At 69.8% G+C, this 23,514-nt stretch carries 19 protein-coding genes; 5 read left to right on the top strand and 14 right to left on the bottom strand.

Features of this window, described 5'->3' with window-relative positions; genetic code table 11:
- Positions 1-85: 85 nt before the first annotated feature.
- The 5 genes from GKQ77_RS02280 to GKQ77_RS02260 all read right to left on the bottom strand — a co-directional run bounded on the left by GKQ77_RS02280 (position 86) and on the right by GKQ77_RS02260 (position 5,955).
- Positions 86-1,444 (bottom strand): radical SAM protein, encoded by a 1,359-nt coding sequence (locus GKQ77_RS02280; protein WP_219686900.1) that lies wholly within the window; start codon positions 1,442-1,444, stop codon positions 86-88.
- 185 nt (positions 1,445-1,629) lie between these two features.
- Positions 1,630-2,475: a carbohydrate ABC transporter permease gene (locus GKQ77_RS02275; RefSeq protein ID WP_219686899.1), complete on the bottom strand. Its 846-nt coding sequence runs from the start codon at positions 2,473-2,475 to the stop codon at positions 1,630-1,632.
- Positions 2,468-3,403 carry a carbohydrate ABC transporter permease gene (locus tag GKQ77_RS02270; RefSeq protein ID WP_219686898.1) on the bottom strand — a complete coding sequence of 312 codons (936 nt, stop codon included), beginning with the start codon at positions 3,401-3,403 and terminating at the stop codon, positions 2,468-2,470. Before GKQ77_RS02270 ends, GKQ77_RS02275 begins: the two co-directional genes overlap by 8 nt.
- Entirely contained in the window at positions 3,400-4,656 is a 1,257-nt protein-coding gene (locus GKQ77_RS02265; protein ID WP_219686897.1) for an ABC transporter substrate-binding protein, read from the bottom strand. Before GKQ77_RS02265 ends, GKQ77_RS02270 begins: the two co-directional genes overlap by 4 nt.
- 165 nt (positions 4,657-4,821) lie before the next feature.
- Positions 4,822-5,955 carry an amidinotransferase gene (locus GKQ77_RS02260; RefSeq protein WP_219686896.1) on the bottom strand — a complete coding sequence of 378 codons (1,134 nt, stop codon included), beginning with the start codon at positions 5,953-5,955 and terminating at the stop codon, positions 4,822-4,824.
- A 344-nt stretch (positions 5,956-6,299) separates the two neighbouring features.
- Between GKQ77_RS02260 and GKQ77_RS02255 the strand changes: the two genes are divergently transcribed.
- The 3 genes from GKQ77_RS02255 (at position 6,300) to GKQ77_RS02245 (ending at position 8,907) form a co-directional block, all read left to right on the top strand.
- Entirely contained in the window at positions 6,300-7,391 is a 1,092-nt protein-coding gene (locus tag GKQ77_RS02255; RefSeq protein WP_219686895.1) for a mechanosensitive ion channel family protein, read from the top strand.
- Positions 7,392-7,460: 69 nt separating this feature from the next.
- The gene (locus GKQ77_RS02250) at positions 7,461-8,402 is read left to right on the top strand and encodes a cation diffusion facilitator family transporter (RefSeq protein WP_219686894.1); all 942 of its coding nucleotides are present in this window, start codon (positions 7,461-7,463) and stop codon (positions 8,400-8,402) included.
- Positions 8,403-8,484: 82 nt separating this feature from the next.
- Positions 8,485-8,907 (top strand): hypothetical protein, encoded by a 423-nt coding sequence (locus GKQ77_RS02245; RefSeq protein ID WP_219686893.1) that lies wholly within the window; start codon positions 8,485-8,487, stop codon positions 8,905-8,907.
- On the opposite strand, the gene GKQ77_RS02240 is transcribed toward GKQ77_RS02245, so the two are convergent.
- From GKQ77_RS02240 to GKQ77_RS02220, 5 genes are all read right to left on the bottom strand, one after another.
- Complete coding sequence (locus tag GKQ77_RS02240) at positions 8,904-10,406, bottom strand: UDP-N-acetylmuramoyl-L-alanyl-D-glutamate--2,6-diaminopimelate ligase (protein ID WP_219686892.1); 1,503 nt, start codon at positions 10,404-10,406, stop codon at positions 8,904-8,906. The two genes, GKQ77_RS02245 and GKQ77_RS02240, sit on opposite strands and share 4 nt — an antisense overlap.
- Before the next feature lie 392 nt (positions 10,407-10,798).
- Positions 10,799-11,899: an o-succinylbenzoate synthase gene (gene menC / locus GKQ77_RS02235; RefSeq protein ID WP_258020720.1), complete on the bottom strand. Its 1,101-nt coding sequence runs from the start codon at positions 11,897-11,899 to the stop codon at positions 10,799-10,801.
- 27 nt (positions 11,900-11,926) lie between these two features.
- Positions 11,927-12,748: a GNAT family N-acetyltransferase gene (locus GKQ77_RS02230; protein ID WP_308117527.1), complete on the bottom strand. Its 822-nt coding sequence runs from the start codon at positions 12,746-12,748 to the stop codon at positions 11,927-11,929.
- Positions 12,745-12,999, bottom strand: a complete 255-nt coding sequence (locus tag GKQ77_RS02225) for a hypothetical protein (RefSeq protein WP_219686891.1) — start codon at positions 12,997-12,999, stop codon at positions 12,745-12,747. The genes GKQ77_RS02230 and GKQ77_RS02225 overlap by 4 nt, the downstream gene beginning before the upstream one ends.
- Positions 13,000-13,166: 167 nt before the next feature.
- Positions 13,167-13,658: a YbaK/EbsC family protein gene (locus GKQ77_RS02220; protein WP_219686890.1), complete on the bottom strand. Its 492-nt coding sequence runs from the start codon at positions 13,656-13,658 to the stop codon at positions 13,167-13,169.
- 76 nt (positions 13,659-13,734) lie between these two features.
- Between GKQ77_RS02220 and GKQ77_RS02215 the strand changes: the two genes are divergently transcribed.
- Positions 13,735-14,697, top strand: coding sequence for a carbon-nitrogen hydrolase family protein (locus GKQ77_RS02215; protein ID WP_219686889.1), 963 nt, complete (start codon positions 13,735-13,737; stop codon positions 14,695-14,697).
- Here the strand turns inward: GKQ77_RS02215 and GKQ77_RS02210 are convergent.
- Complete coding sequence (locus GKQ77_RS02210) at positions 14,667-15,935, bottom strand: ATP-grasp domain-containing protein (protein WP_219686888.1); 1,269 nt, start codon at positions 15,933-15,935, stop codon at positions 14,667-14,669. The two genes, GKQ77_RS02215 and GKQ77_RS02210, sit on opposite strands and share 31 nt — an antisense overlap.
- A gap of 5 nt (positions 15,936-15,940) precedes the next feature.
- A complete protein-coding gene (locus GKQ77_RS02205; RefSeq protein ID WP_258020719.1) occupies positions 15,941-17,479 on the bottom strand; it encodes a PqqD family protein in 1,539 nt (512 codons plus the stop codon).
- Positions 17,480-17,956: 477 nt separating this feature from the next.
- On the opposite strand from GKQ77_RS02205, the gene GKQ77_RS02200 reads away from it, so the two are divergent.
- A complete protein-coding gene (locus tag GKQ77_RS02200) occupies positions 17,957-18,766 on the top strand; it encodes an SDR family NAD(P)-dependent oxidoreductase (protein WP_219686887.1) in 810 nt (269 codons plus the stop codon).
- A gap of 42 nt (positions 18,767-18,808) precedes the next feature.
- Here GKQ77_RS02200 and GKQ77_RS02195 read toward each other — a convergent pair whose 3' ends face one another.
- Together GKQ77_RS02195 and GKQ77_RS02190 are read right to left on the bottom strand one after the other, a co-directional pair.
- Positions 18,809-19,096 carry an STAS domain-containing protein gene (locus GKQ77_RS02195; RefSeq protein ID WP_219686886.1) on the bottom strand — a complete coding sequence of 96 codons (288 nt, stop codon included), beginning with the start codon at positions 19,094-19,096 and terminating at the stop codon, positions 18,809-18,811.
- The gene (locus GKQ77_RS02190; RefSeq protein ID WP_372459818.1) at positions 19,096-23,256 is read right to left on the bottom strand and encodes a SpoIIE family protein phosphatase; all 4,161 of its coding nucleotides are present in this window, start codon (positions 23,254-23,256) and stop codon (positions 19,096-19,098) included. Before GKQ77_RS02190 ends, GKQ77_RS02195 begins: the two co-directional genes overlap by 1 nt.
- Between the last annotated feature and the right edge of the window lie 258 nt (positions 23,257-23,514).

Genomic DNA, 23,514 nt, shown 5'->3' with positions numbered 1-23,514 from the left:
GCGGGGGACCCGGGAGCCGCCAAGCGGCGGGCCAGGCCGGGACGCAGGGGCCCCGAGCCAAGCAGAACCAGGCCCCCAGGAAGCCCTACCGCCCCCGCGCAGGGGCGACGACGTCCTCCGGGGCGGCCTCCTCCGCGGGCAGGCTGTCCATGAAGGAGCTGACGGAGAAGACCGCGTTGCCGGGCCCCGCCGGCCCGTACCCGGGCGGCGAGGTGAGCCCATTGGCCTCCATCGTCGCGCGGTAGGCCTCCAGGAGACGCACGTGATACTCCAGCGGCGCCCCCTGGGGATTCGCCTTGCCCAGCGGAGTCGTCGGCTCCGGACACCACGTGGTGAAGCGGGGCGTGATCCCCCGCGACATGAAGTACTGCAACCCCTCGACGGTGGAGTCGATGGCCTCGTCGACCGTCTTGAAGCCGAACGGCTCCGCCATCTCGACGCCCGCCACGAAGTTCGGGATCACGTTGCGCGGCCCGAACACCTCCGCGGAGTCCAGGATGCGGCGGTGCCACTCGTCCCGGCCGACGTACCGCTCCTTGCCGGGGCAGTACCGCTCGAAGAGGTAGGGGTCCCACACCTCGTAGTTGGGGTGGTAGATCCGTACGCCGTAGTCGTGGAAGCGCTGCACGTCCGCCTTGGGCAGGGCCTGGGCGACGACCTTGCCGATCCAGCGGCCGGGGAAGCGCTCCTCGATGGCCTTCGCGTACTGCCCGTAGAAGTCGGCCTCGTCCTTGCCGCCGATCTGCGAGGTGATGGCGCCGCCGGTCAGGGTGTAGGCGGTGGAGGACTTGTTGGTGTCGTACTTGTCGATGATGGCGAGGGCCTCCAGGACCTCCTCCACCGGCTTCACACCCGTGTAGGGCCGCCCGGCCGCCTTGTGCTGGCGCCAGTTGTGGTTGATGTCGCAGTACTGGCACTCCTCCTTGGCGCCGAAGTACTGGCAGACGCGGAAGACCGTCAGATAGATCAGGTAGCCCCACTGGATGGTCGGCGCGACCTCCATCACGGACTTGCCGTTCTCGAGCGTGTGCCGGTAGTAGTCCGGCATCGGCGGCAGGCCCACGTCGGAGATGCGGGCGCCGTCGAGGTAGAGGCCGAGGACGCCATGGTCGTCGGCGGCGACGCGGTAGGGCGAGGAGGGGTTCACGCGCACCGAGACGACGGTGCGGCGCAGCTCGTAGGGGCCGCCGGTGAGGACGATCTCCTCCGGCGGGCGGCGCAGCGCGGCGGCGCCCAGCTCGGGGAGGGTGCCGTGGTCGAAGGAGAAGATGAAGTACGACTTCGGCTTGACCTCGCCGCCTTCGTTGTCACTGAGCGCCGACTCGTCGAAGGCGATGCCGCCGCGCAGCAGATCCTCCTTGATCACGGCTTCCCGCGGCACGTGCGGGAACCGCTCCATGAGTGACTCGATGAGCTGGGTACGGTTCTCGCTGCGGCTTGGCATGGGCCGGGCACCTCGGATCCTGTGGGTCGATCTGTCCCGTCCACGCTAATACCCTCCCGATCCGATCGGGATCCGACTCCGGTCGCAGGCGGCATCCACCCCAGGTCTAGGCTTTGGACGTCATGCCATCCGGCCCCCGGGGCCAGGTCGGGCATGCCGGGGCGCGGCGGCACGACGCGGGAGGCTCACCCCTTGGTGCCGGACATGGCGACGCTCTGGACGAAGTGTCGCTGGAGGAAGACGTAGACGAGCAGCATCGGCAGGCTCGCGATGAGGGAGCCGGCCATCATCACGGGGTAGTTGGTTTCATACTGGCCCTCCAGGGAGGTCAGGCCTGCGCTGATCGGCATTTTCGCCGGGTCGGTGTTGACGATCAACGGCCACAGCAGGTCGTTCCAGGACCACATCGCCGTGATGACGGCGAGCGCGGCGAGCGCGGGCCTGATCAGCGGCAGCATGATGGACCAGAAGACGCGGAACGAGCCCGCGCCGTCGATGCGGGCGGCCTCCTCCAGCTCCTTGGGGAGCGCGAGGAAGAACTGGCGCAGCATGAACGTGCCGAACGCGCTGAACATGCCGGGCAGGAAGAGCGCGGGCGCGGAGTTCAGCAGGCCGAGCGCCTGGATGATGTCGTACTGCGGCAGTACGAGCAGGGAGCTGGGCACCATCAGTACGGAGAGGAAGAGCGCGAACAGGACGTCGCGGCCCCGGAATCGCATTCGGGCGAAAGCGTAGGCGGCGAGCGAGCAGAAGACGAGCTGGCCGAGGGTGCGGCCGACGGTGTTGAGCACGCTGTTGGTGAGCATTTCGCGGAACGGCAGCGCGGTGAAGACCTCTTCGAAGCTCGCCCCGTTCCATTTGTCGGGCAGGAAGGTCGGCGGCACGCGCGAGGTCTCCGCGAGGGTTTTCAGCGCGGTCAGCAGCTGCCACAGGAACGGGAAGACCATCACGAGCGCGCCCAGCGAAAGGACGGCGTGGGTGGCGATGGACCCGGCCCGCCCGCGCTTCCCGCGCTTTCGGGTGTCAGCCATAGTGCACCCACCTCTTCTGGAGCCGGAACTGCAGATATGTCAGGGCGGCGATGAGGAGCATGAGCAGGAAGGCGAGCGCGGCCGCGGCTCCTTGCGCGTTCTCGATGAACGCCCATTTGTAGAAGAGGCCGACGACGGACTGCGTATCGCCGATCGCGGGGTTCTTCTCGGCCATCATGATGTAGATCAGGTCGAAGGTCTGCAGTGAGTTGATCATGCAGATGACCGAGGCGAAGAAGAGGGTCGGGCTGAGGAGAGGGAGCGTGATGGTGAAGAACCGGCGCAGCGCCCCGGCCCCGTCGATCTCCGCGGCCTCGTAGTAGTCCCGCGGGATTCCCTTGATGCCCGCCATGAAAATGATCAGGTAGTAGCCGGTGGACGACCAGACCATCACCGTGCCGATCGCGTAGACGGCGGTGGACGGGTCGGACACCCAGTAGTGCCGGTCGACGCCGAACCGGCCGAGCATTTCGTTGAGGAGCCCGAAGTCGCCGTTGTAGAGCCAGTTCCATACGAGACCGACGGCGACGGGGAGCGTCACGAACGGCACGAAGTACAGGGCGCGGTATACGGCGACGCCCCGCAGGCCGCGCCGGTTCAGGAGGGCCGCGACGACGATCGCGACCGGAAGCGCGGTGAGCCCGATGAGGCTGTAGAGGAGCGTGTTGCCGAGCGCCTGCCAGACGGTCACGTCCTTCACGACGCGGAGGTAGTTGTCGGTACCGATGAACGTATGGCCGCCGAACGCACCGAATTCGGTGAAGCTGAAGTAGAAAGTCTGGAGCAGCGGCCAGAAGTAGAAGACGGCGAAGCCGAGACCGAGCGGCGCGATGAAGAGGTAGGCGGTGCGCTGGCCCCGCGGCTTGGAGCGGGTGGCGGCCGTGCGTTTCGCCGCCTTCGCGGCGGCCGTGGCGGGAAAGACACTCATGAGGCGCGTTCCTCCTCCAGGGCCCGGTCCATCTGCTCGCCCAGCGTGCGTGCCGCGCTCTCGATGCCGCCCTTTCCGCTGAACGCGGCGCCGAGGAGCGGGTATTGGAGGTTCTCCCAGACCGCGGTGTTCTCGGAGCTCGGATAGGGAACGGCGTATTTCTGCATCTCGATGAAGTGCTTCAGGTCGAATTCCGGCATCGACTTGAGCCAGGCGTCCTGTGTCCCTTCGTACGAGGAGATGGTGGCCCCCGCCTTCGCCTGGATCTCGGCGGCTTCCCGCCCCGCCATGAAGTGCACGAACTTCCAGGCGGCCGCCTTCTTGCGGCTCTTGGCGGAGATCACGTTCGCCAGACCGTGGATGATGGTGGCCCTGCGCCGCCCTTTCGGCAGGACCGCGATGCCGCCGTGGTCCTTGAGCGCGGGAACGGCGTACATCTGTCCGGCCATCGCGGACAGGTCGTAGTTCATGGCCACCTTCTCGGACCAGTAGCGCACCCGTCCGATGGATTCGACCATCGCGCTCTGCGGCGGCGACCAGCCCCGGTCGATCATGTCGGTGAGAAAGCGCAGGCCCTCGATGGACCGCTCGTCGCCGAAGCCGGAGCGGCCGTCCGCCAGGACGTAGCCGCCCGCGCCGCAGACGGCCGGGTAGATCTTCATCTGCCGCTCCATCTCGGCGGCGAAGCCGTGCACGCGCCGTCGCGGGTCGGTGAGTTCGGCGGCCGCGTCGCGTAGGTCGTCCCAAGTCCAGCTCGCGTCCGGGTACTTGATGCCCGCCTTGTCGAAGAGCGCCTTGTTGTACCAGAGGCCGACGGTGTCGAAGTCCTTGGGAAGCCCGTACTGCGTGCCGCGGTAGGCGTAGAGCCTCACCAGGGAGTCCGGGTGGCGGTCCACGGGCGTGGCGTCGGCCTTGATGTGCCCGGAGAGCGGTTCGAGGACGCCGCCCGCCGCGTACAGCTGGAAGTTGACGGCGTTCATCCAGAAGACGTCGGGTGCGGTCCCGCCGCGCATCGACGTCTTGAGGGTGGTCCAGTAGCTCGCCCAGGGCGTCAGCTCGACGCGTACGGAGATCCGCGGATGCCGCTTCTCGAACGCGGCGATGATCTTCTCCATGCCCGGCACCTGTGCCGGGTCCCACATCCCGTACGAGAGCGTGGTCGCGCCCCCGCCGTCCGTGCCGCCGCCCCCGCCGGAGCAGGCGGCGAGCAAGGGGGCGGCCAGCGCCCCGCCGAGCAGAGTCCTTCTGCGCATACGCGCCTCCGCCTCCCAGGAGGGCGCGGGACGACGTTGGTGTCCGGCCGCCGCGGTGCGCGGCGCACGCCCTCGCGCCGAGTTCCGCAGGACACTTCCACATCCGTCCCGGCCCGGGAACCCCGCCGACGGCATGCGTGCCGCACCGTGGCGGGCGCGAGGCGGTCAGTCGAAGTACGACTCCAGCGTGCCGCGGCGCCGGACGTCGAGCGTGGCGCAGTGGAACGAGCCGCCGAACGCCGCGTAGTGCAGCAGGTCGCACGGGATCGGTTCAAAACCCCACTCTTCGAGCGCGCGCAGCATGCCGGTGTGGTGCCGGTCCGCGATCACCCGTTTCTCGTCGAGCATCAGTACGTTCATGCTGAGCCACTTGCCGCACATCGAGGTCATCTTGAGCAGGCGCTCGTCGATCGGGTCGGGCTCGGGGGCGACCAGGACGTCCCACGAGCCGAGGACGTCGGGGAGGCGGTCGACATCCACGTACTCGGGATTGACCAGGACCTTGCCGGGCGCGAGCGGGACGAACGTGGTGTCGATGTGCATGGGCGTGCGGCAGCGGCTCTCGATCTCGTGGATGCGGTAGCCGGGCCCGAGGTGGCGGCGCAGCCATTCGATGCCCATGAGGTTGGTGACGTTGCTCCGCGTGACGAACAGGTCGCGGCCCGCGCGTACGAAATCGGCCGCGTCGAATACCGGCTCGAACTCCGTGAGGATGTACCGCATCGGCTCGTCGCCCTCGGGCGGACGGAAATCCTGCTCGTACAGCGCGTCGGTGAGCTGCGGCTTAGGGGCCGAGGTCCAGCGCGCGCCACGCCGGAAGTAGTCCTTCAGCAGCTCGCGATAGGAGTGGGTCTCGAAATACCGGCAGGGCCACGCCATCGGGGTCTCGATGATCTCGTCACCGATGACCAGCATGGCGTCACGCGGACAGGAATTGCAGAATCCGCGGGAGGACCAGTCGGGAGTGCCGAAGCGCTGCTTGTGGTCGACGGCCTCCGGGCGCGTGACCGTCACGCCGAGTGACCGCAGGAGAGCGATGAACTGGTCGAGTTCCTGCTGTGCCGGCTCGATCAGCCTGCGCGGATACTCGAAACCGGCGGCGAGCCCCTGCAGCCGGGCCGCCCAGGGCGGAATGTTGCAGGTCACCACCGGATGGCTGGAGGGAATCGTCGAGCCTTCGAGACGGCCGACGATGACTTCCTCCAGCGGGTCCCACTCATTGTGTGAATTCACCGGCGAGACGAGAGCTTCGTGGCCTGTCTCCCCTGCCGGAATTCCAGGACTGCGCACTACCGTCATGCTCAACCGCTTCCGTTCGCAGAAATCAACGACTCACCGGACACGACGCGGCGCGGGAAGAGTCCCCGCGAGGCGTCGAGTACCAGCATCCGCGATATCCATGCCATCGCCACCTCTGACACCGCGTCACGGCCGACGGGTTGACAGACGTGACTGGTTTGTAAAGATCCAGGTGGGGGTAGGCGCGCCCGCCGTGTGCGGATGGGGCAGGATGACGTCCGCGCCGGGCCGCTCCCCCGTACCGGCGTGACCGAGCCCCCGGAACCGAGCAGGTATCACAAGGTGACGACACATCACATAGCCCCCGTGCCGACGCACACCTCCCGTACGGCGGGGGTGAACTGATGACCCGTGCGCTCACACCGCACGACTGGATCGTGGCCGGCATCGCGGTGATCGCCGGTGTCGGGGCCGGGCTGCTGCTACGGGCCCTGCTGCGCTGGCTGGGCGAGCGGGCGAGCCGGACCCGGTGGAGCGGCGACGACGTCATCGTCGACGCGCTGCGCACGCTCGTGCCCTGCGCGGCCATCACCGCCGGGCTCGCCGCGGCGGCGGGCGCGCTGCCGCTCACCACGCGGACCGGCCGCAATGTGACCATGACGCTGACGGCGCTGCTCATCGTGGCGGCGACGCTGACGGCGGCGCGGATCGTCGCGGGGCTCGTCAGGGCCGTGACGCAGTCGCGCTCCGGAGTGGCGGGGTCGGCGACGATCTTCGTGAACATCACGCGGGTCGTCGTACTCGCGATGGGCTTCCTCGTCGTCCTGCAGACCCTCGGCATCTCCATCGCGCCGCTGCTCACCGCGCTCGGCGTGGGCGGTCTCGCGGTCGCCCTCGCGCTCCAGGACACCCTCGCCAACCTCTTCGCGGGCGTGCACATCCTCGCGGCCAAGACGGTCCAGCCCGGCGACTACATCCAGCTGAGCAGCGGCGAGGAGGGCTATGTGGTCGACATCAACTGGCGCAACACCACGGTGCGCCAGCTCTCCAACAACCTCGTGATCATCCCCAACGCCAAGCTGGCGAGCACCAACATGACCAACTACAGCCGCCCCGAGCAGGAGCTGTCGATCATGGTGCAGGCCGGGGTCAGCTACGACAGCGACCTGGAGCAGGTCGAGCGGGTGACGGCCGAGGTCGTGGACGAGGTCATGAAGGAGATCACGGGCGCGGTCCCCGACCACGAGGCGGCCATCCGCTTCCACACCTTCGGGGACTCGCGGATCAGCTTCACGGTGATCCTGGGCGTCGGCGAGTTCAGCGACCAGTACCGGATCAAGCACGAGTTCATCAAACGCCTGCACCAGCGCTACCGCGCCGAGGGCATCAGGGTCCCCGCCCCGGCCCGCACGGTCACCGTCCATCAGGGCGAGCTGCCGCCCGCCTTCGGCATCCCGCACCAGCGGGACACCTCGACGCCGCCGAGGGTGCACTGAGCCGCGGGGCTCACGGGTGAGCGGGTCGCCGAGTGGCGGCCCCCGGACGGTCATGATCCACTCGCGGGCATGGGGCACGACCACGGCCCGTCCACCGCGGCGACGGGCGGTACAGCTACGGGCGGCACGCTCAGCGGGACGTACCGCAGGAAACTGCTGTGGACCATCGGCATCAGCGCCTCGATCACCGTCATCCAGGTGGTCGGCGCGCTCCTGTCCGGCAGCCTCGCGCTCCTCGCCGACGCCGCGCACAGCCTGACCGACGCGGTCGGCGTCTCCCTCGCCCTCGGCGCCATCACCCTCGCCCAGCGCGCGCCGACACCGCGGCGCACGTTCGGGTTCTACCGGGTGGAGATCTTCTCGGCGGTCCTGAACGCGCTGCTCCTCGTCGCCATCTTCGGCTGGGTCCTGTGGTCGGCGATCGGCCGGTTCAGCGAGCCGGTGGAGGTCAAGGGCGGCCTGATGTTCGCGGTCGCGGTCGGCGGGCTGCTCGCCAATCTGGTGGGCCTGTGGCTGCTGCGGGACGCCAAGGAGAAGAGCCTCAACCTGCGGGGCGCCTATCTGGAGGTGCTGGGCGACGCGCTCGGCTCGGTCGCCGTCATCGCGGGCGGCCTGATCATCCTGCTCACGGGGTGGCAGGCCGCCGACCCGATCGCCTCGATCGTTATCGGCGTACTGATCGTGCCGCGCGCGTACGGACTGCTGCGGGAGTCCGTCCACGTCCTCCTGGAGGCGACCCCGCAGGACGTCGACCTCGGGGAGGTACGCCGCCACCTCCTGGCGCAACCTGGTGTGCGAGCCGTCCACGACCTGCACGGCTGGACCGTCACGTCGGGGATGCCGGTGCTCACCGCGCACGTGGTGGTCACGGACGCCGCCCTCGCGAGCGGGTACGGGGACCTTCTCGCGAGGCTTCAGCGGTGCGTCGCGGGCCACTTCGACGTGGCGCACTCGACGCTCCAGCTGGAGCCGGAGGGGCACGCGGAGGAAGGCGGGGCCCTGCACATATGACGAGAGCCTGCCGCACCACACGACTGACCTGACCAGCACCTGCCGTACACGACCGGCCCACCAGACAGACAGGGATGGCACATTGCACACGACCCACGTCAAGTACGCCGCCGCGCTCTCCGGTATCGCGACCGTGGCCGTACTCCTCGGACCCCCGGCGGGCCCGGCGTCCGCCGCCGACGACTCCTCGCCGCCGACACTCACCGCGCAGACCTCCGTGAGCAGCGTGCGGGCCGCGCAGGAGTTCCGCGTCTTCGGTGAGAGCCGGCACATGCCGCCCGGCACCCCCGTCTCCCTGCAGCAACAGCAGGGGACGCGCTGGGTGGACCTGCCCGCCTCGGTGCGCACCACGCCCCGGGGGACATACTCCATGCGGGTCGTGCTCGGCATCGAGGGCCGCAACGCCCTGCGCGTCACCGGCGGGGGCGCCGTCTCGCCGGTCGTGCACATCATGGTCCAGCCCGGGAGCAAGGCGCCTGACGCGGCGCGGCCCGTCGCGCCCTAGCGCTCCGACAGCTGACCTGTCGTCAGGGCGAGTTCGCGTACGACGGCCATGTCGCTGAAGGGAATCAGCTCCTCGCGGACGGTCTGGTGCGGTTCGCTGCCCTTGCCCGCGACGAGGACGGTGTCCTCGGGACCGGCCGCCGCCAGGGCGAAGGCGATGGCCTCGCGGCGGTCGACGAGGCGTTCGAACGGCGTGCCCGTCGCGGCGAGGCCGGGGACGATCTGGTCCAGGATGGCCTCCGGGTCCTCGTTGCGGGGATTGTCGGAGGTCAGCACGCACAGGTCGGAGTGGACCCCGGCGATCCTGCCCATGTCGGCCCGCTTCGTCGTGTCCCGGTCGCCGCCGCAGCCGAAGACGGTGATGACCCGGCCGCGCGTGTAGCCGCGGATGGCGGTCAGGACCTTGTCCAGGGAGTCGGGGGAATGCGCGTAGTCCACGACCACGGAGGTGCCCTGCCGGGTCTCGAAGCGTTCGAACCGGCCGGGGACGGGCGGCATCTGGCCGAGGGCGGCGATGAGAGCGCCCAGCTCGTGGCCGAGGACGTGGCAGGCGGCCAGCGTCGCGAGGGCGTTGGCCACCGAGTACCGGCCCGGGAACGGTATCGACGCCGGATACGCGCGCCCGCCGTGGTGGAGGGTGAACCGGGTGCCGGACGCGCTCGCGACGAGGTCGGTCGCGCGGTAGTCGGCGGGTACGTCAAGGGCGTACGTCGTCACGGCGCCGGGCATCATCGCCTCGATCCCGGCGCCCACGGGATCGTCGGCGTTGACGACCGCGCGCCGGCAGAGCCCCTGGAACAGCCGGAGCTTGGCGTCCCGGTAGTTGGCCATCGTCCCGTGGTCGTCCAGGTGGTCCTGCGTGAGATTGGTGAAGACCCCGACGTCGATGAAGGTCCGGTCAACGCGGTGGTTCAGCAGGGCCATCGAGGTGGCCTCGAGGACCACGCTGCCGGTCGCGCGGTCGCGCATATGGCCCAGCAGGTACTGCAGGTCGGGCGATTCCGGGGTGGTGAGCACCGAGTGCGGCATGGGGATCAGCTCGTCGCCGATGCGGCTGCCGGCCGTCCCGATGACCCCCGTCTTAGCCCCCGCGGAGATCCGCAGGACGGATTCGACCATGTACGAGACCGACGTCTTGCCGTTGGTGCCGGTGACCGCCACCACGTCCATCGCCCGGCCCGGCTCGCCGTAGTACCGGGAGGCCACGACCGCGGCGGCCCGTCGGGTGTCCGGCACCCGTACGGCGCACCGGCCCGCGGGCGGCGGTGTCGCGCCGAACGCCGGATCCGTCCCTTCGACGAGCACGGCGGCGGCCCCGCGGGCAAAGGCGGCGGTCACGGAGCCGGGCCCGCCCTCCCGGTGGCCGGGCACGGCGACGAACACGGAACCGGGCATGACCCGCTCGACGTCGAAGGTCACCCCGGCGGTGATCACGGTCTCGCCCGGGTCCCCGTGGAGTACATGACAATCCTGTCCGGCCAGTAGGTCGCTCAGCTTCACGATGGTCCCTTCGAAGAGGCGCGACCCGGTGGTGCGGTCACAGCCAGGCGGCAGCACCGGCGGAGACCGGAGGACTGCGGTGGTGATGTGGAGCGGGAACGGAGATCACCCGGCGGGGCTGAGCGAGCCGCCACTCGGCCGGGGGGGGGCGGGTCAGGCGCGCGGCGTGAGGAACGCGGCGGCCCGGTGCCGGTGAGAAGAGCGCGGGATTGACGGCTCGCCGGAGCGCTGGACGGCTAGATCGCTAACCGTGCTCGTGCAGCTGCCTCGCGGAACCCATACGACCCATGAGCCCGAGTGTACGGCCGTTCCGGCGAGGGACGGCCCACATCGGCGCCTGCGGCCTTCAGCTCCCCTCCAGTTCCGCTAGAGAGTTCCGCTGGAGAGTTCCGCTAGAGCCGGATCCACTCCTTGGCCGTGGTCATCCGCTCGAGGATCCCGTCGAGGGGTTCGACGCCGAGCCCGGGGCCGGTGGGGACGTCCAGGTGGCCGTCGGCGAGTTCGAAGGGCTCGGTGATGTCGGTGGCGAAGTAGCGGCGGGAGGCGGAGGTGTCGCCGGGCAGGGTGAAGCCGGGCAGGGCGGCGAGCGCCACGTTGGCGGCGCGGCCGATGCCGGTCTCCAGCATGCCTCCGCACCACACCGGCACGCCGTGGGCGACGCACAGGTCGTGGATGGCCTTGGCCTCCAGGTAGCCGCCGACGCGGCCCGGCTTGATGTTGATGACGGAGGCGGCGCCGAGCGTGATGGCCGCGGCGGCGTCCTCGGCGGACTCGATCGACTCGTCCAGGCAGACAGGCGTACGCAGCTGCTTGGCGAGGGCGGCGTGCTGGACGAGGTCGTCGTCGGCCAGCGGCTGCTCGACGAGCAGCAGGTCGAAGGCGTCGAGCCTGGCGAGTCGGCGGGCGTCGGCCAGGGTGTAGGCGGCGTTGGCGTCCACCTGGAGGAGCAGGTCGTCGCCGAACCGCTCCCGTACCGCGCGGACGGGCGCGATGTCCCAGCCGGGCTCGATCTTGAGCTTGATGCGGACGTACCCCTCGTCGATGAAGGCGCCCACGGAGTCGAGGAGTTCGGGGATGGAGTCCGTGATGCCGACCGAGACCCCGCACGGCACGCGCTCGCGCCCGGCGCCGAGGAAGGTACCGAAGGACTGGCCGGTGGTGCGCAGTTGGGCGTCGAGCACGGCCGTCTCCAGCGCGGCCTTGGCCATCTTGTGGCCCTTGAACGGCTTCAGGGCGCGCTTGACCGCGTACGCGTCCGCCACGGCGGGCAGCGCCGGGATGAGGAAGCGGCGCAGCACGTCGGCGGCCCCCTCGACGTACTCGGAGCAGTAGCGCGGTTCCGACATCGCCACGCACTCGCCCCACCCCTCGCTTTCGGGGGTGACCACGCGTACGAGCAGGACGTCGCGGGCGGTCTCGACGCCGAAGGAGGTGCGGAACGGCGCCCGCAGGGGCATCGCGATCCGGCGCAGCTCAATTCCATTGATCTTCAAGGTGGTCGACTCCCGGAGAGGTGGGGGTCACGCGGTGGTGTCGCGCGTGACGACATAACTGGCGCGGTCGTGGAAACCGGTGACGCGGGCCCCTTCGGCGAGGAGACCGCCGAGCACCTCGCGCATCGCCAGCCGCCACGCCTTGGCCGCGCCCGGATCGATACGCCGCAACGCCTCGATGTCCGGCGGCACTTCGACGAATACGGTCGTGGCGTCATCGCGGCCGACGGCGGGCAGGCCGTCGTCGCGCACCGACAGCACGGTCACGGCGTCGGCGGGGATCGCCACGGGGGCGGAGTGCGATGCCGAGGCGGCGATCGCCGCGGGATGGTCCAGCTCCCAGGCGACGAGGGCCCGGTCCGTGTCGTCGCCGCCGTTGATCACGTCGTCCATCGCCCCGTAGAAGCTGGTGAGGTATTCGACCGGGCGCCCGCCGAGCTTGGCGAGGTTGAAGTGCGCGTTGCGCCGCACCAGCGGGTCGAAGGTCCACGTGATCCGACGCAGCCCGCGCTCCAGCGCCCACTCGCGCTGGTGGAGTTTGAGGGCAAGGCCCGCCCGGTGGCCGGGGAGCGCGCCGGTGACGTGCGAGTGCAGGACCTCCCCGACGGGGGCCGCGAAGAACGCCACGGACGCGCCCACCAGTTGGCCGCCCTTGAAGGCTCCGGCGACGTAGTTGCCCGCGTGGGCAAGTGCCCGCATCTGTTCCACACCCATGGGCGAACTGCCAGGGGTGCTGCCCCAGATCTTCTCGAACAAGGCGCTGACGTCGGCGAGTTCGCGCAGCTCGTGCAGGTCCCGTACGACGAGACCGTGCGGTGAAGGCGACTTGGGCATGTCGACGGCGTTCACTGGGTGGCCTCCTGGACGAGTGCGGCGAGCAGCTGGGCGCGGGGGCGTCTCGGCAATGATGACGTGGTCGGCGTGGGCTCCGGCGCCGACAGCGCCCAGGCCGTCCAGTCCGTCCAGGCATGCCGACGGTGCGGTCTCCGAGGTCGGCGGGCTCGGCTGGAGGCTTCGATCAGGCGCCGCATCCGCTGGTGCGCGGCTCCGTTGGCCGTGCCGACGCTGGTCCCGATGAAGCGGCCGGCCTTCATGAACATGCGGCCCTTCGAACCGCGAGGCGTCAGTGACCAGAACCTGATGGAGCAACCGCGGGCCAGTGACGACGTACACCAGCAGAGGCCCTACGGACGTTCTCGCGACCGGCCCGCACTGGGGCAGCGAGGCCATGAACGGCGCCCCACCGCCCTCGCACGGGCCGGTGGTGTCAGAGGGCCACCAGGGATACCAGCCGTGGCCGGGCCAGGTGCACGTAGTCCCGGGTCGCCACGACCAGTGAGCGGTCGAGGCACGCCGCGTTGAAGTAGATCTCGGGGTGCTCCAGCAGTCGCGGATCCGCCAGGAGCTCGAGGTCCGGGTTGAAGTTGAACGGCGTGATCGAGCCGCGGACGCAGCCTGTCAGACGTTCGGCGACGTCCGGTGCGGCGAGCGCGACATCAGTGCCCCCGTACAGGTGCTTGAGCCGGTGGAAGCCGATTCGGCAGTGGCCCGGGACGACGGTCAGCAGGTAGCGGCGCCGACGGTCGGCGTACCCCACCCGGACCACCAGGCACTTGGCGGCCTGCTCAAGCCGGTGCCCGCGTATGGCGCTGGCCCTGTCGGTGCGCCCTTCGGGTGGATGTTCGATGAGGCGGTACCTGACGTCGCTCCTTTCCAGGTACTCGATCAGCTGGGCGTGGCTGTCCTTGGTCGTGGTCATGGTCCGGGTCCCTTCGGCGAGAGGCCGATTCCATTGCCATGTGGCGGCGCCGGTGGTCGATCCGTAACGTTCTGGTATGGATCGTCTGGTAGTGGCTGTCGTGCAAGCGGGCTCCCGCCTCTTCGACACCTCCGAGATGCTGCGGAAGACTCTGGATCTGATCCGGGCGGCCGCACGGCAGGGCGGAGAAGTGATCGTGCTTCCCGAAGCGTTCCTCGGGGGCTACCCGAAGGGTCTCGACTTCGGGGTCACCGTGGGCCAACGGTCCGCTCCGGGACGGGAGGAGTTCCGTCGCTACTGGGACTCAGCCATCGACGTGCCCGGACCCGAGACGGACGCCGTGGCGGCGCTGACCCGGGAGCTGGGCTGCCACGCGGTCGTCGGAGCCGTCGAACGCAGTGGCCGTACGTTGCACTGTGTCGCCCTGTTCTTCGGCCCGGGAGGGTTGCTTGCCAAGCACCGCAAGTTGATGCCGACGGGTGCCGAGCGCTTCATCTGGGGGTTCGGCGACGGAGCCTCGCTCGCGGTCGTCGACAACGGCCGTGCGCGCCTGGGCTCGGCGATCTGCTGGGAGAACTACATGCCTCTGTTCCGTACGGCCATGTACGCGAAGGGAGTGGACGTATGGTGCGCGCCGACCGTGGACGATCGGGACAACTGGCAGGCGACGATGCGGCACGTGGCGCTGGAGGGGCGATGCTTCGTTCTGAGCGCCTGTCAGTACCTGCTCCGCGCCGACCTGCCCGCGGACGTCCATCCGGTGCAGGGTGAGGCCCCGGATACGGTGCTCATCGGCGGGGGCAGCGTCATCGTCTCGCCGCTCGGCGAGGTGCTCGCCGGTCCGCTGCGTGACGGAGAGGGCATCCTCACCGCCGAACTGGATCTCGGCGAACTCGCCCGAGCACGTTTCGACCTCGACGTGACCGGCCACTACGGCAGGCCCGACATCTTTTCCCTGCACGTCGACGAGCGTGCGAAGGAGGGCATTGTCCTGTGCGACCACGGTGATCAGCCCCCCTGCCCGCCCGCCGCGCAGTGATGCAGCAGGCCGCGCACCTCATCCTCACTGTCAGCCCGTAGCGTCACCCGCCCCAGGATGGCGGCGTGGCGTCGGCGGTCCGAGGCGAGGGTCTCCAGCTCATGCGCGGAGAACTGTCCCTCATCCGGAAGGGCGGGAGAGGCGTGTACGTGGACGCCCGGGTGGCTGGCGGCGAGTTCGTGAGCGCACGCCAGCTGGCGGGGGTCCGTGGCGACGAGCTGACCGACGGCCTGCCGAGTGCCCCCCGAATCCAGCCAGAGGGGTTCTTGGCGGTCCAAGTGAGCGGTGAAGGTGGCTTCCGCCCAGGAGACCCCGGTAGCCCGCTCGACGAGGGAGACCAGGCCGAACCCGGAGAGCCTGAACCCCATCTCCAGGAAGTACGGCCCTCGCCCGTCCCGGATGAGGTCGACGTGGAAGGGGCCTTCCTCGTAGCCGGTCGCGTCCAGGCACGACTGCGCGAGCGCCTTCACCTCACAGGGCGCGCGGTCTCCGGGCGCCGCCATGTGGCCGGCTTCCCTGAAACCCGGCAGCACTCCTTCTTGTTCCGGAAGCACGACCTTCTCGCATACGGACAGTATTCGCGCTTTTCCCTCCAAGGCGAGGCACTGCAGCGAGTGCTCGGTGCCCTGCACGCACTCCTCCACCAGGAGCCCGGTGAAGGCGGCCCCTCCGTAGTTGCGGGTAGCGGCGGCCTCGCGCAGCGCACGGTCGCGCTCCGACTCGTCCCGCACGAGGTAGACCCCGAGTCCTCCGGCCCCATCCACCGGTTTGACCACCTGCGGGAAAGCCAAATGGTCGAGAGATTGAGCTGGGGCGTCGAGACCCAGGTGTACGTATGCGGGCTGCAGCACTTCAGGTGCCCGCAGGGCCAGTGCCTCTCGCTGGGACGCCTTGTCCGGCGGCGTGAAGCTCATGCCGCAGTGCGGCCACGGGGCGATGCGTTCCTGGCCGGCCAGGAGGAAAGCGCTCTGGGCGTAGCGCTCGAAGCCGGCCAGGGTGAACGCCGGTGTGACGCGGGCAGCACGCAGTGCGAGCGACACCTGGTCGGCGGCTTCGGGGGCGGCCACCGGGATCTCGATGTCGAACGGCTTCAGGCCGAGGTGCTGACGCCACTTCAGAAACGCGGGGGTGTCCACGAGCACGGCGGGCATGCCCCGGCGGCGGGCGCACTCCAGGTAGGGGTCGAGTCCGTCACGTGCGGCGCCGAGCTGGACGAAGGCGTTGATCGCGTCGCTCATCGTGGTCACCGCCCCGAGATGGTTTCGGTGACTTCGGGGCCGTCCGGGGAGTGCCGGGTACGTATCGGCGCCTTGTGCGGATCGCCCTTGAGGATACTGAGCACCAATGACGGCAACATGTCGCCGGCGTACAGCCATCGCAGCTGAGCCAGTGTGAGACCGCTCAGGTTCTCCAGCTCCTGCTCCAGCCCCTGCCCCTGCCGCCCGTGCGGCGCTTCGGCGTTTCCGTCCGCTGATGGGTGCCGCAGCAGGTCATGGATGGCCGGCTGGCGCCTCACGAGATGCGGGGCCTGCCCTCTGAGGTAGCGTCCGAGTCCGCTCCCGCGGGACGTGAAGGGCGAGTGCACCATACAGACGAGCTGCTCTTCCTCGATTCCGTACGCGTCCCGGGCAAAGGAATTGCCCCTCGCGCGCAGCAGTTCGTGGGATTCAGGCCTGGCGTACCGTTCGGCCATGACATCGATCAGATGCTGCGGGAATTCCTTCCGTCGCATCAGACGCAGGGCGAAGTCGGCGTACTCCTGCAACCCCTCCCGATAGTCCCGGCCGAATATGTGCTCCACCTTGAGCCCTCTGAGATGTGCCATCAGCGCGGGATTGGCACAGTCGGACTCGGTGAAGCTGAACGCCAGGTCGTCGAAGACGAATCCCAGGTGTTCGGTGAGGAGTTTCCAGTGACTGCCCGCGTCGTAGGACGTCTCTCCGTAGATGGAGAAGAAGCGCAGTCGTGCGGGCACGTCGAAGGCGACACCGTGTTCCGGCTCGGTACCTCTTGGGTCATCACCGTGAATGCCGCGGAAATAGGCCTTGGCCACGTCGTCGAGCGCACCCAGCACCGCCGGGAAGCCGCGCCTTTCCCGCCCGTCATCACTGCGGGGTACCTGCCGCGCCAGGCGGTGGATCCATGCCGTGTAGGCGCGCTGCTCATCGGCCGAGTCGCCGGTGACGATCAGGTCGGCTCCGTCGCGGTAAGCGGCTGCCAGCCCGAACGCGTTGGCCATGCTCAGGTTGCAGGCGTTGCAGAAGGTCGGCCGGGCCTCGGCCGCCGTGCGGTGCCCTGTCATCAGGATGTCCGCCCGGTTGCGGGCAGCCACCGCCTCCGACTGAGGTGCGTCGACCTGGAAAGGCCGCACCCTGTTGCCGTCGATGGTCAGGAGTTCACAGGCCGGATCCTGGTGCATGCCCAGCGCACGGTAGGCCCGATCAATGTTCTCCATCACCGCTGCGGGCATGCCCGCGTGCCGGTTCGTGGCGGACCTCAGCAAGAAGGGCCGTCCATATTTCCGCGCGAACAGCAGTTGCACCGCGCGTACGAAGGCCAGCGTGTAACTACTGTCCTTCCCTCCGCCGTAGGCGACCAACACAGTGCCACCGTTCCGGACTCCTTGCTCTCGGAGACACGACTCAAGACGCTGCACCGTGGACCGCGCGGCCTCCTGGTCCGAAGGCGAGAGAAAGCTGAGCAATCCGTCCAATGCCTGCCTGCGCAACAGGGCCACATCGCCGCTGGAAGGCGCGAGTCGTGCGGTCGTTGAAGAATCCATGATTCCTCCTCCAGCTCGGCCATTCAGGCGAACGGACCCGGATGGAACGGTTCAACGGTCTTACCGGTGCATCTCGGCCGCATGTCGACAGGGAGGTTTCGACCACGAAGCACTGGAGTGGGCTCCTCAAATCCGTCCTCACGCGCCCTGCGGTTACTCCATTCGGGTGGATATGAGGGCGCTGCGGACGAACCTGCTCGCGGCTCGCGCTCGTCAGAAGGGCGTCAGGGAACGGAGGCTGGTCTTGTGACCCAGCGTCGCGGCACGTTGCATGGTCCCGTGAACAGCGCGTGGCTCCTGCTCGACCGGCCGCCTCATCAGGCATCGCCCCGTCGTGCGCCCCGCTGCCCGGAAGCGTCAGCTCTCCGCTGACGCGCTTTCCGTAGCCACGAGGGCGCCGTGATTTCCGCCCGGCGCCCCTTCTCCGTATCCGTACACCCAGAAGCATCCGCACACCCCTGAGCCCAAGGATCAACCATGCCCGCAGCAGACCTTTCGTCCCGCACTGTCCTGGTGACGGGAGCCACCTCCGGCATTGGCCACGAGACCGCCCGGCAGCTCGCCGAACGCGGTGCCACGGTTCTCGTGCACGGCCGTACCCCCGTGGAGGCGCAGGCCGCCGTCGGCCGGCTCATCGCCACCGGCCGCATCGACGCGACCCGGCTCCGCACGGTCGCCGCCGACTTCACCCATCTCGACGAGGTCGAGCGGATGGCCCACAAAGTGGTCGGCGAACACCCCTGCCTGGACGTCCTGGTGAACAACGCGGGCATCGCCGCCCCCGAACGCCACACCGTCACCGCCGACGGCAACGAGGTCGCGTTCCAGGTCAACTTCCTCGCCCACTACCTCCTCACGAGCCTCCTGGAGCCCGCCCTCACCAGTGACCCCGGCGGCCGGGTCGTCAACGTCTCCTCCTCCCTGCACCGCACCGCCTCCATCCAGTGGAGCGACCCCAACCGCATCCGCCGCTACTCCCGCCTCGCCGCGTACGCCCAGTCGCAGCTGGCGCTCACCGTCTTCGCCTCCGACCCGCGTGTGACGGCCGTCTCCGTCCACCCCGGGGTCTGCGACACCGCGCTCCTGCCCCTCTACGCCCACCAGGGCACCTCCCCCGCGGAGGGCGCCGCGCACGTGGTACGGCTCTGCGATCCGGCCACCGAGATCGTCAACGGCGCCTACTACGACCGCGACGAGCGCCTCGACCCGGCACCGGCCGCCACCGAGGTCCGGACCGTCCAGCGCCTCAACAAGCTGGCCGCGCTCCTCGTCGGCCACGCCGCCTGAAGGGTCGGGGTGGAGCCGCCGGCCCGGCGGCCTCCGGTGCCGCTACAGGCCGTGGACGGTGGTGAGGTCGGCGAGGCCGGAGATGCTCAGTACGGGGGCCAGGAGAGCCGTCGCCACCAGTTCGACCCGGTCGGCGCGGGCGAACAGGACGTTCAGTCCGGCGCTGTCCAGGTATTCGACGCCGGTGAGGTCGAGGACGACCGGGCCGTGTGTGGCGTCCAGCGCCTCGCAGAGGGCTTCGGCATTGGTCATGTCGATCTCGCCGACGGCGGTGAGCAGCGCGCTGCCGTCGGGCCGTCGGCCCGGGGTCAGGGTGAGTGGGGTGGTCATCACGCGATCCTTGTGCGCATCTGGACGGTGGTTCCCGCTGCGCCGGAGGTGACAGTGACGTGCTGCATCATGGCCTTCATCAGGGGCATGCCGCGGCCGCGGTGGGCGTTGGCCTCTGGTTGGGGGATCTTCCACTGCCCGGAGTCGGTGATGACCAGACGCAGGTCGTCCACGTACGCCTCGGCGCGCAGCCGCACGGGCTCCCCCGGGGTGTGCCGGTGGCCGTGTTCGATCGCGTTGGCGCAGGCCTCACCGGCCGCGACCAGGACGCTCTGGGCCGTCTGCGGGGACAGCTGGCACCGTTCGAGCCAGGTGCGCAGGGCCTGGCGGACCGGTGCGAGCTGCGACGATTCGGCGGGGAAGGTCACCTCCAGGGGGGCGGGGTGCCGGTACAGCAGCAGGGCGACGTCGTCGTCGTAGCCGTTCTCGGGGGCGAGACGGGACATCACCTGGGTCGCCAGGTCGTCGACGGTGGCGTCCCTGCCGTCCTGGACGGCCGCACCCGCTCGGTCGATGCCCTCGCTCAGCGGGCGTCGGCGGCGTTCGACGAGACCGTCGGTGTAGAGCAGCAGCGTGGCGCGGGCGGGGATCGTGCACTCCGCTTCCGGGCGTGCCCTGCCGGGCCGCACCGCCAGGGGCAGGGACCGCCCGTCCTCCAACAGCTGGGTGGTGCCGTCGTGGTGGGCGAGGATGCCCGGCGGGTGCCCGGCGCTGGAGTACGTCAGCCGGCCGGTCTCGGGGTCGAGCACGCCGCAGAAGACGGTGGTGCACAGCGCGCCGGGGATGCCGGCGGCGAAGCGGTCCAGGGCCGCGAGGGTTCGGGACGGGCCGGCGTCCTGGAGGAGCAGGGCGCGGCAGGCGCTGCGCAACTGGCCCATGACACTGGCCGCTTCAAGTCCCCGGCCCACGCAGTCGCCGACGACGATGCCGATCCGTTCGTCGGGCAGCGCCACGGTGTCGTACCAGTCCCCGCCCACCTCCAGTGGCCGGGTGGCCGGTTCGTAGCGGACGGCGAAACCGGCGGGCAGGTGGGAGGGGCCGAGGATGGCCCGCTGCAGGGCGATGGCGGTCTCGCGTTGCTGGTCGATCTGGTGGGCACGCGCCAAACCCTGGGCCAGGCGTCCCGCCAGCAACGAAAGCAGCAGCTCGTCCTCGTCCGTGAAGGGGCGGCCGGACCCCATGTCCACCCACAGCACCATGGGGCCTTCGGGGTGCTCCACGGTGATCCCGGCGCCGGTGTGATCGGTGACCGGGGCCAGCGGCGGCTGTTCGCGCAGGGCGGTCAGTGCCTCGCGCCGGTCCGCGGGCACCTCCTGCCACTCGGGTGCGGCGTCGGTGGCGGTGACCGCCGGTTCCGCGCGGGGCCCGAAGACGACGGCCATCACCTGCCGGGCGCGCCACAGTTCCTTCAGCTCGCCCAGGGCGCCGGTCAACGCCTCGGGCAGGCTGGTGGCCTGGGACACCGTCAGGCTGAGCGCCGCCAGGGCGCTGTCGCGCTGGATGGCGTGGTGCTCGGCGGTGACGTCCCGGAAGGTGCCGACGACCACACGGCGTCCGGTGTCCGGGTCCTGTGTCCGGTTGAAGGCGGCGTCGATCCACAGCCGCCGTCCGTCGCGGTGGGTGACGGGAATGGTGTAGCGGCCCCGCCCCACTTCCATCAGGCCGGCGAAGGCGAGGGCGACTTGCCGGTGGCCCTCCGGGTCGCTGTCGGCCTTGGGCCACCAGGGGTGGATCGGCCGGTAGGGCAGCCCGTCGGGGCCGTATCCGAGGATGTCGGAGAAGGCCGCGTTGATCTCGACGACCGCGCCGTCCTCGTCGCAGACGAAGAACGCCTCCTGCAGGGAGTCGACGAGCGCGGTGCGCCAGCGGGCGTGATGCGTGCGCAGGCGGGCCAGTTCCACGCTGGCCCGCACCCGGGCAAGCAGTTCGGCGGCGGCGAACGGCTTGACGAGGTAGTCGTCGGCCCCGGCCTGAAGGCCCTCGATGGAGGCTTCCTGCCCGGCCCGGGCGGACAGCAGCAGTACGGGCACGGCCGCGGTGCGGGGGTCGAGGCGCAGCTCTCGCACGAGGGACAGCCCGTCCAGGCGGGGCATCATGACGTCGCTGACCACGAGGTCGGGCGCGTCCGCACGGACGGCCCGAAGGGCTTCGTGCCCGTCGATGACCGTCTCCACGTGGTATCCGGCGCCTCGCAGGATGCGGGTGAGGTACTCGCGCATGTCGGCGTTGTCGTCCGCGATCAGCACCCGCGCCGGTACTTCGGGGCCCGAGGTGCGGGCCGTGTCGCCCGGCGCCGGCATCGCGGGTGTCTGCGTGTCGGGCGTGTCCGTGGGGAGCCAGCGCAGGGCTTCCAGGACATACGGTTCGGCGGTGGCGGAGACTGCCACGCTGGAGGGCGCCGACTCCACCGCGTCAGCGGGCAGGTGATCCTTGCCGAAGGGCAGACGAACCGTGAAGCGGGTTCCCTCGTCCGGCGTACTGTCGGCGCTGATGGTGCCGCCGTGCAGGACGACCAGCTCCTTGACGAGCGCGAGACCGATGCCACTCCCCTCGTCGGAACGGGAACGGGCGGTCTCGATGCGGTGGAAACGTTCGAAGAGCCTCGGCATCTCCTCGGCGGGCAGACCGATCCCGGTGTCGGAGACGGTGACCACGGCATGGTCGCTCCCGGCGCGGACCGCGACGCGGATGGATCCCTCGAAGGTGAACTTCAGCGCGTTGCTGAGGAGGTTGAGGACCACCTTCTCCCACATGCCCCGGTCGATGTACACCGGCTCGTCCAGCGTGGGGCAGTCGACTTCGTACCCGAGACCGGCCTTCTCCATGGCCGAGCGGAAGACACTGGCCAGCTCCGTGGTGATCGCCGACAGGTCGACCGGCTCGTACCTGGCCCTCATCCGGCCCGCTTCGATGCGGGAGAAGTCCAGCAGGCTGTTGACGAGTCTGCCCAGCCGCAGACCGTTGCGGTGCACGGCGTCCAGTTCCTCACGCACCCCGGGGTCGCCCCCCTCGAACCGCGCGCGCAGTTCGTCCACCGGTCCCAGGATCAGCGTGAGGGGGGTACGGAACTCATGGCTGATGTTGGAGAAGAACGTGGTCTTCGCCCGGTCCAGCTCCGCAAGCTCCTCGGCCCGGCGCTGCTGCGCCTCGTAACTGCGCGCGCTGGAGATCCCGGCCGCGATGTGCCCGGCGACCAGTTCGACGAAGCCGCGGTAGTTCGCGTCCAGCGGGCGGTAGCGGTTCAGCCCCGCCACCAGGAACCCGTAGGGAACGCCTCCCTGGCGCGGCAGGGGCACGGCCAGCGCCTGGGCGGGCGGCTCGGGCCACGGCCCGGCGGGCAGGGTGGTGTACGGGGCGCCGTCGAGGTCGATCACCCCGGACTCACCGGCGGCCAGGGCGGCGACCGGCCAGGGAGCGTCTTGCCCGTCGGACGGCAGCTCTGCCCGCGCCGCGGGGTGTGCCTCCGTCAGCCCGGTACACCGCGAGAGCCGTGCGGTGCCGTCCGGCTGGAAGAGGTACGTCAGCGTGAACGGCAGGTCACGCGGGTTCCGGCCGAGCTGCTGACCGGCGAAGGCCAGCATCTCCTCCTCGGTCCGCACGACGCTCGGGTCCGAGCCCAGGTCCCGCAGCGTCCCCATGCGCCGTTCGCCGATGACCCGCTCGGTCTCCTCGCTGACCACGCACAGCATCCCGACCACCGCGCCGGAGTCGTCCCACAGCGGGCTGTAGGAGAACGTGTGGTACGACTCCTCCGGATACCCCGATCGTTCCAGGAAGAGCAGCAGCGCCTCGTCCCACGTGGCCTCGCCGGTGGCCAGCACGGCGTCGATCCGGGGGCCGATGTCGTCCCAGATCTCCGCCCACACCTCACTCGCGGGCCGGCCAAGGGCCCAGGGGTACTTCTGCCCCAGGGTGTCCCGGCGGTAGGCGGCGTTGCAGAAGAACGTCAGCTCCGGCCCCCACGCCATCCACATGGAGAACCGGGACGAAAGCAGGATGCTGACCGCCGTCCGCAGGCTCTGCGGCCAGTCCTTCGGCGGGCCGAGCGGAGTGGCGGCCCAGTCCACCGCGGCAAGGTCCGCGCCGACCTCCGCGTCGGCGGCGAAGACCCCGGCCGACGCGGAGGGCGACGGGTGCTCAGCATCTGCAAGTCGCGCCACAGGAAACCCTCTCGTGCACACCGTCCAACTCCGGCCGTCCCTCGAATCAGCCCGTCGGCGTGGTGTCGCGTTCGGGTAGCGTGGCCGTCCCGCCCTCGCGCGGAGGAGCGCTTCGTAGGATAGGCGGACGAGATGGGGCGCCCGCGTTCGACTGGTGGACAATGCCCCCTGAGCGGAGGCACCCGCACCTCCCGGCGCACCCTTCCGAGCGCCGCTCGCCCTCTCCGTACCCGTACGACCCGCCTCGCCCAGCAGGAG

The sequence above is a fragment of the Streptomyces anatolicus genome (assembly GCF_019400875.1).
In the GTDB taxonomy this organism is placed as follows: Bacteria; Actinomycetota; Actinomycetes; order Streptomycetales; family Streptomycetaceae; genus Streptomyces; species Streptomyces anatolicus.
This window is presented reverse-complemented; position numbering and strand designations above follow the sequence as displayed.

Bases quoted from the DNA above. Each gene is read 5' to 3' on its own strand.
- GKQ77_RS02195 (WP_219686886.1), bottom strand. From the start codon at position 19,096: ATGACCACCCCACTCACCCTGACCCCGGGCCGACGGCCCGACGGCAGC.
- GKQ77_RS02260 (WP_219686896.1), bottom strand. From the start codon at position 5,955: ATGACGGTAGTGCGCAGTCCTGGAATTCCGGCAGGGGAGACAGGCCAC.
- GKQ77_RS02280 (WP_219686900.1), bottom strand. From the start codon at position 1,444: ATGCCAAGCCGCAGCGAGAACCGTACCCAGCTCATCGAGTCACTCATG.
- GKQ77_RS02225 (WP_219686891.1), bottom strand. From the start codon at position 12,999: ATGTTCATGAAGGCCGGCCGCTTCATCGGGACCAGCGTCGGCACGGCC.
- GKQ77_RS02200 (WP_219686887.1), top strand. From the start codon at position 17,957: ATGCCCGCAGCAGACCTTTCGTCCCGCACTGTCCTGGTGACGGGAGCC.
- GKQ77_RS02220 (WP_219686890.1), bottom strand. From the start codon at position 13,658: ATGACCACGACCAAGGACAGCCACGCCCAGCTGATCGAGTACCTGGAA.
- GKQ77_RS02205 (WP_258020719.1), bottom strand. From the start codon at position 17,479: ATGGATTCTTCAACGACCGCACGACTCGCGCCTTCCAGCGGCGATGTG.
- GKQ77_RS02210 (WP_219686888.1), bottom strand. From the start codon at position 15,935: ATGAGCGACGCGATCAACGCCTTCGTCCAGCTCGGCGCCGCACGTGAC.
- GKQ77_RS02265 (WP_219686897.1), bottom strand. From the start codon at position 4,656: ATGCGCAGAAGGACTCTGCTCGGCGGGGCGCTGGCCGCCCCCTTGCTC.
- GKQ77_RS02275 (WP_219686899.1), bottom strand. From the start codon at position 2,475: ATGGCTGACACCCGAAAGCGCGGGAAGCGCGGGCGGGCCGGGTCCATC.
- GKQ77_RS02215 (WP_219686889.1), top strand. From the start codon at position 13,735: ATGGATCGTCTGGTAGTGGCTGTCGTGCAAGCGGGCTCCCGCCTCTTC.
- GKQ77_RS02270 (WP_219686898.1), bottom strand. From the start codon at position 3,403: ATGAGTGTCTTTCCCGCCACGGCCGCCGCGAAGGCGGCGAAACGCACG.
- GKQ77_RS02250 (WP_219686894.1), top strand. From the start codon at position 7,461: ATGGGGCACGACCACGGCCCGTCCACCGCGGCGACGGGCGGTACAGCT.
- GKQ77_RS02255 (WP_219686895.1), top strand. From the start codon at position 6,300: ATGACCCGTGCGCTCACACCGCACGACTGGATCGTGGCCGGCATCGCG.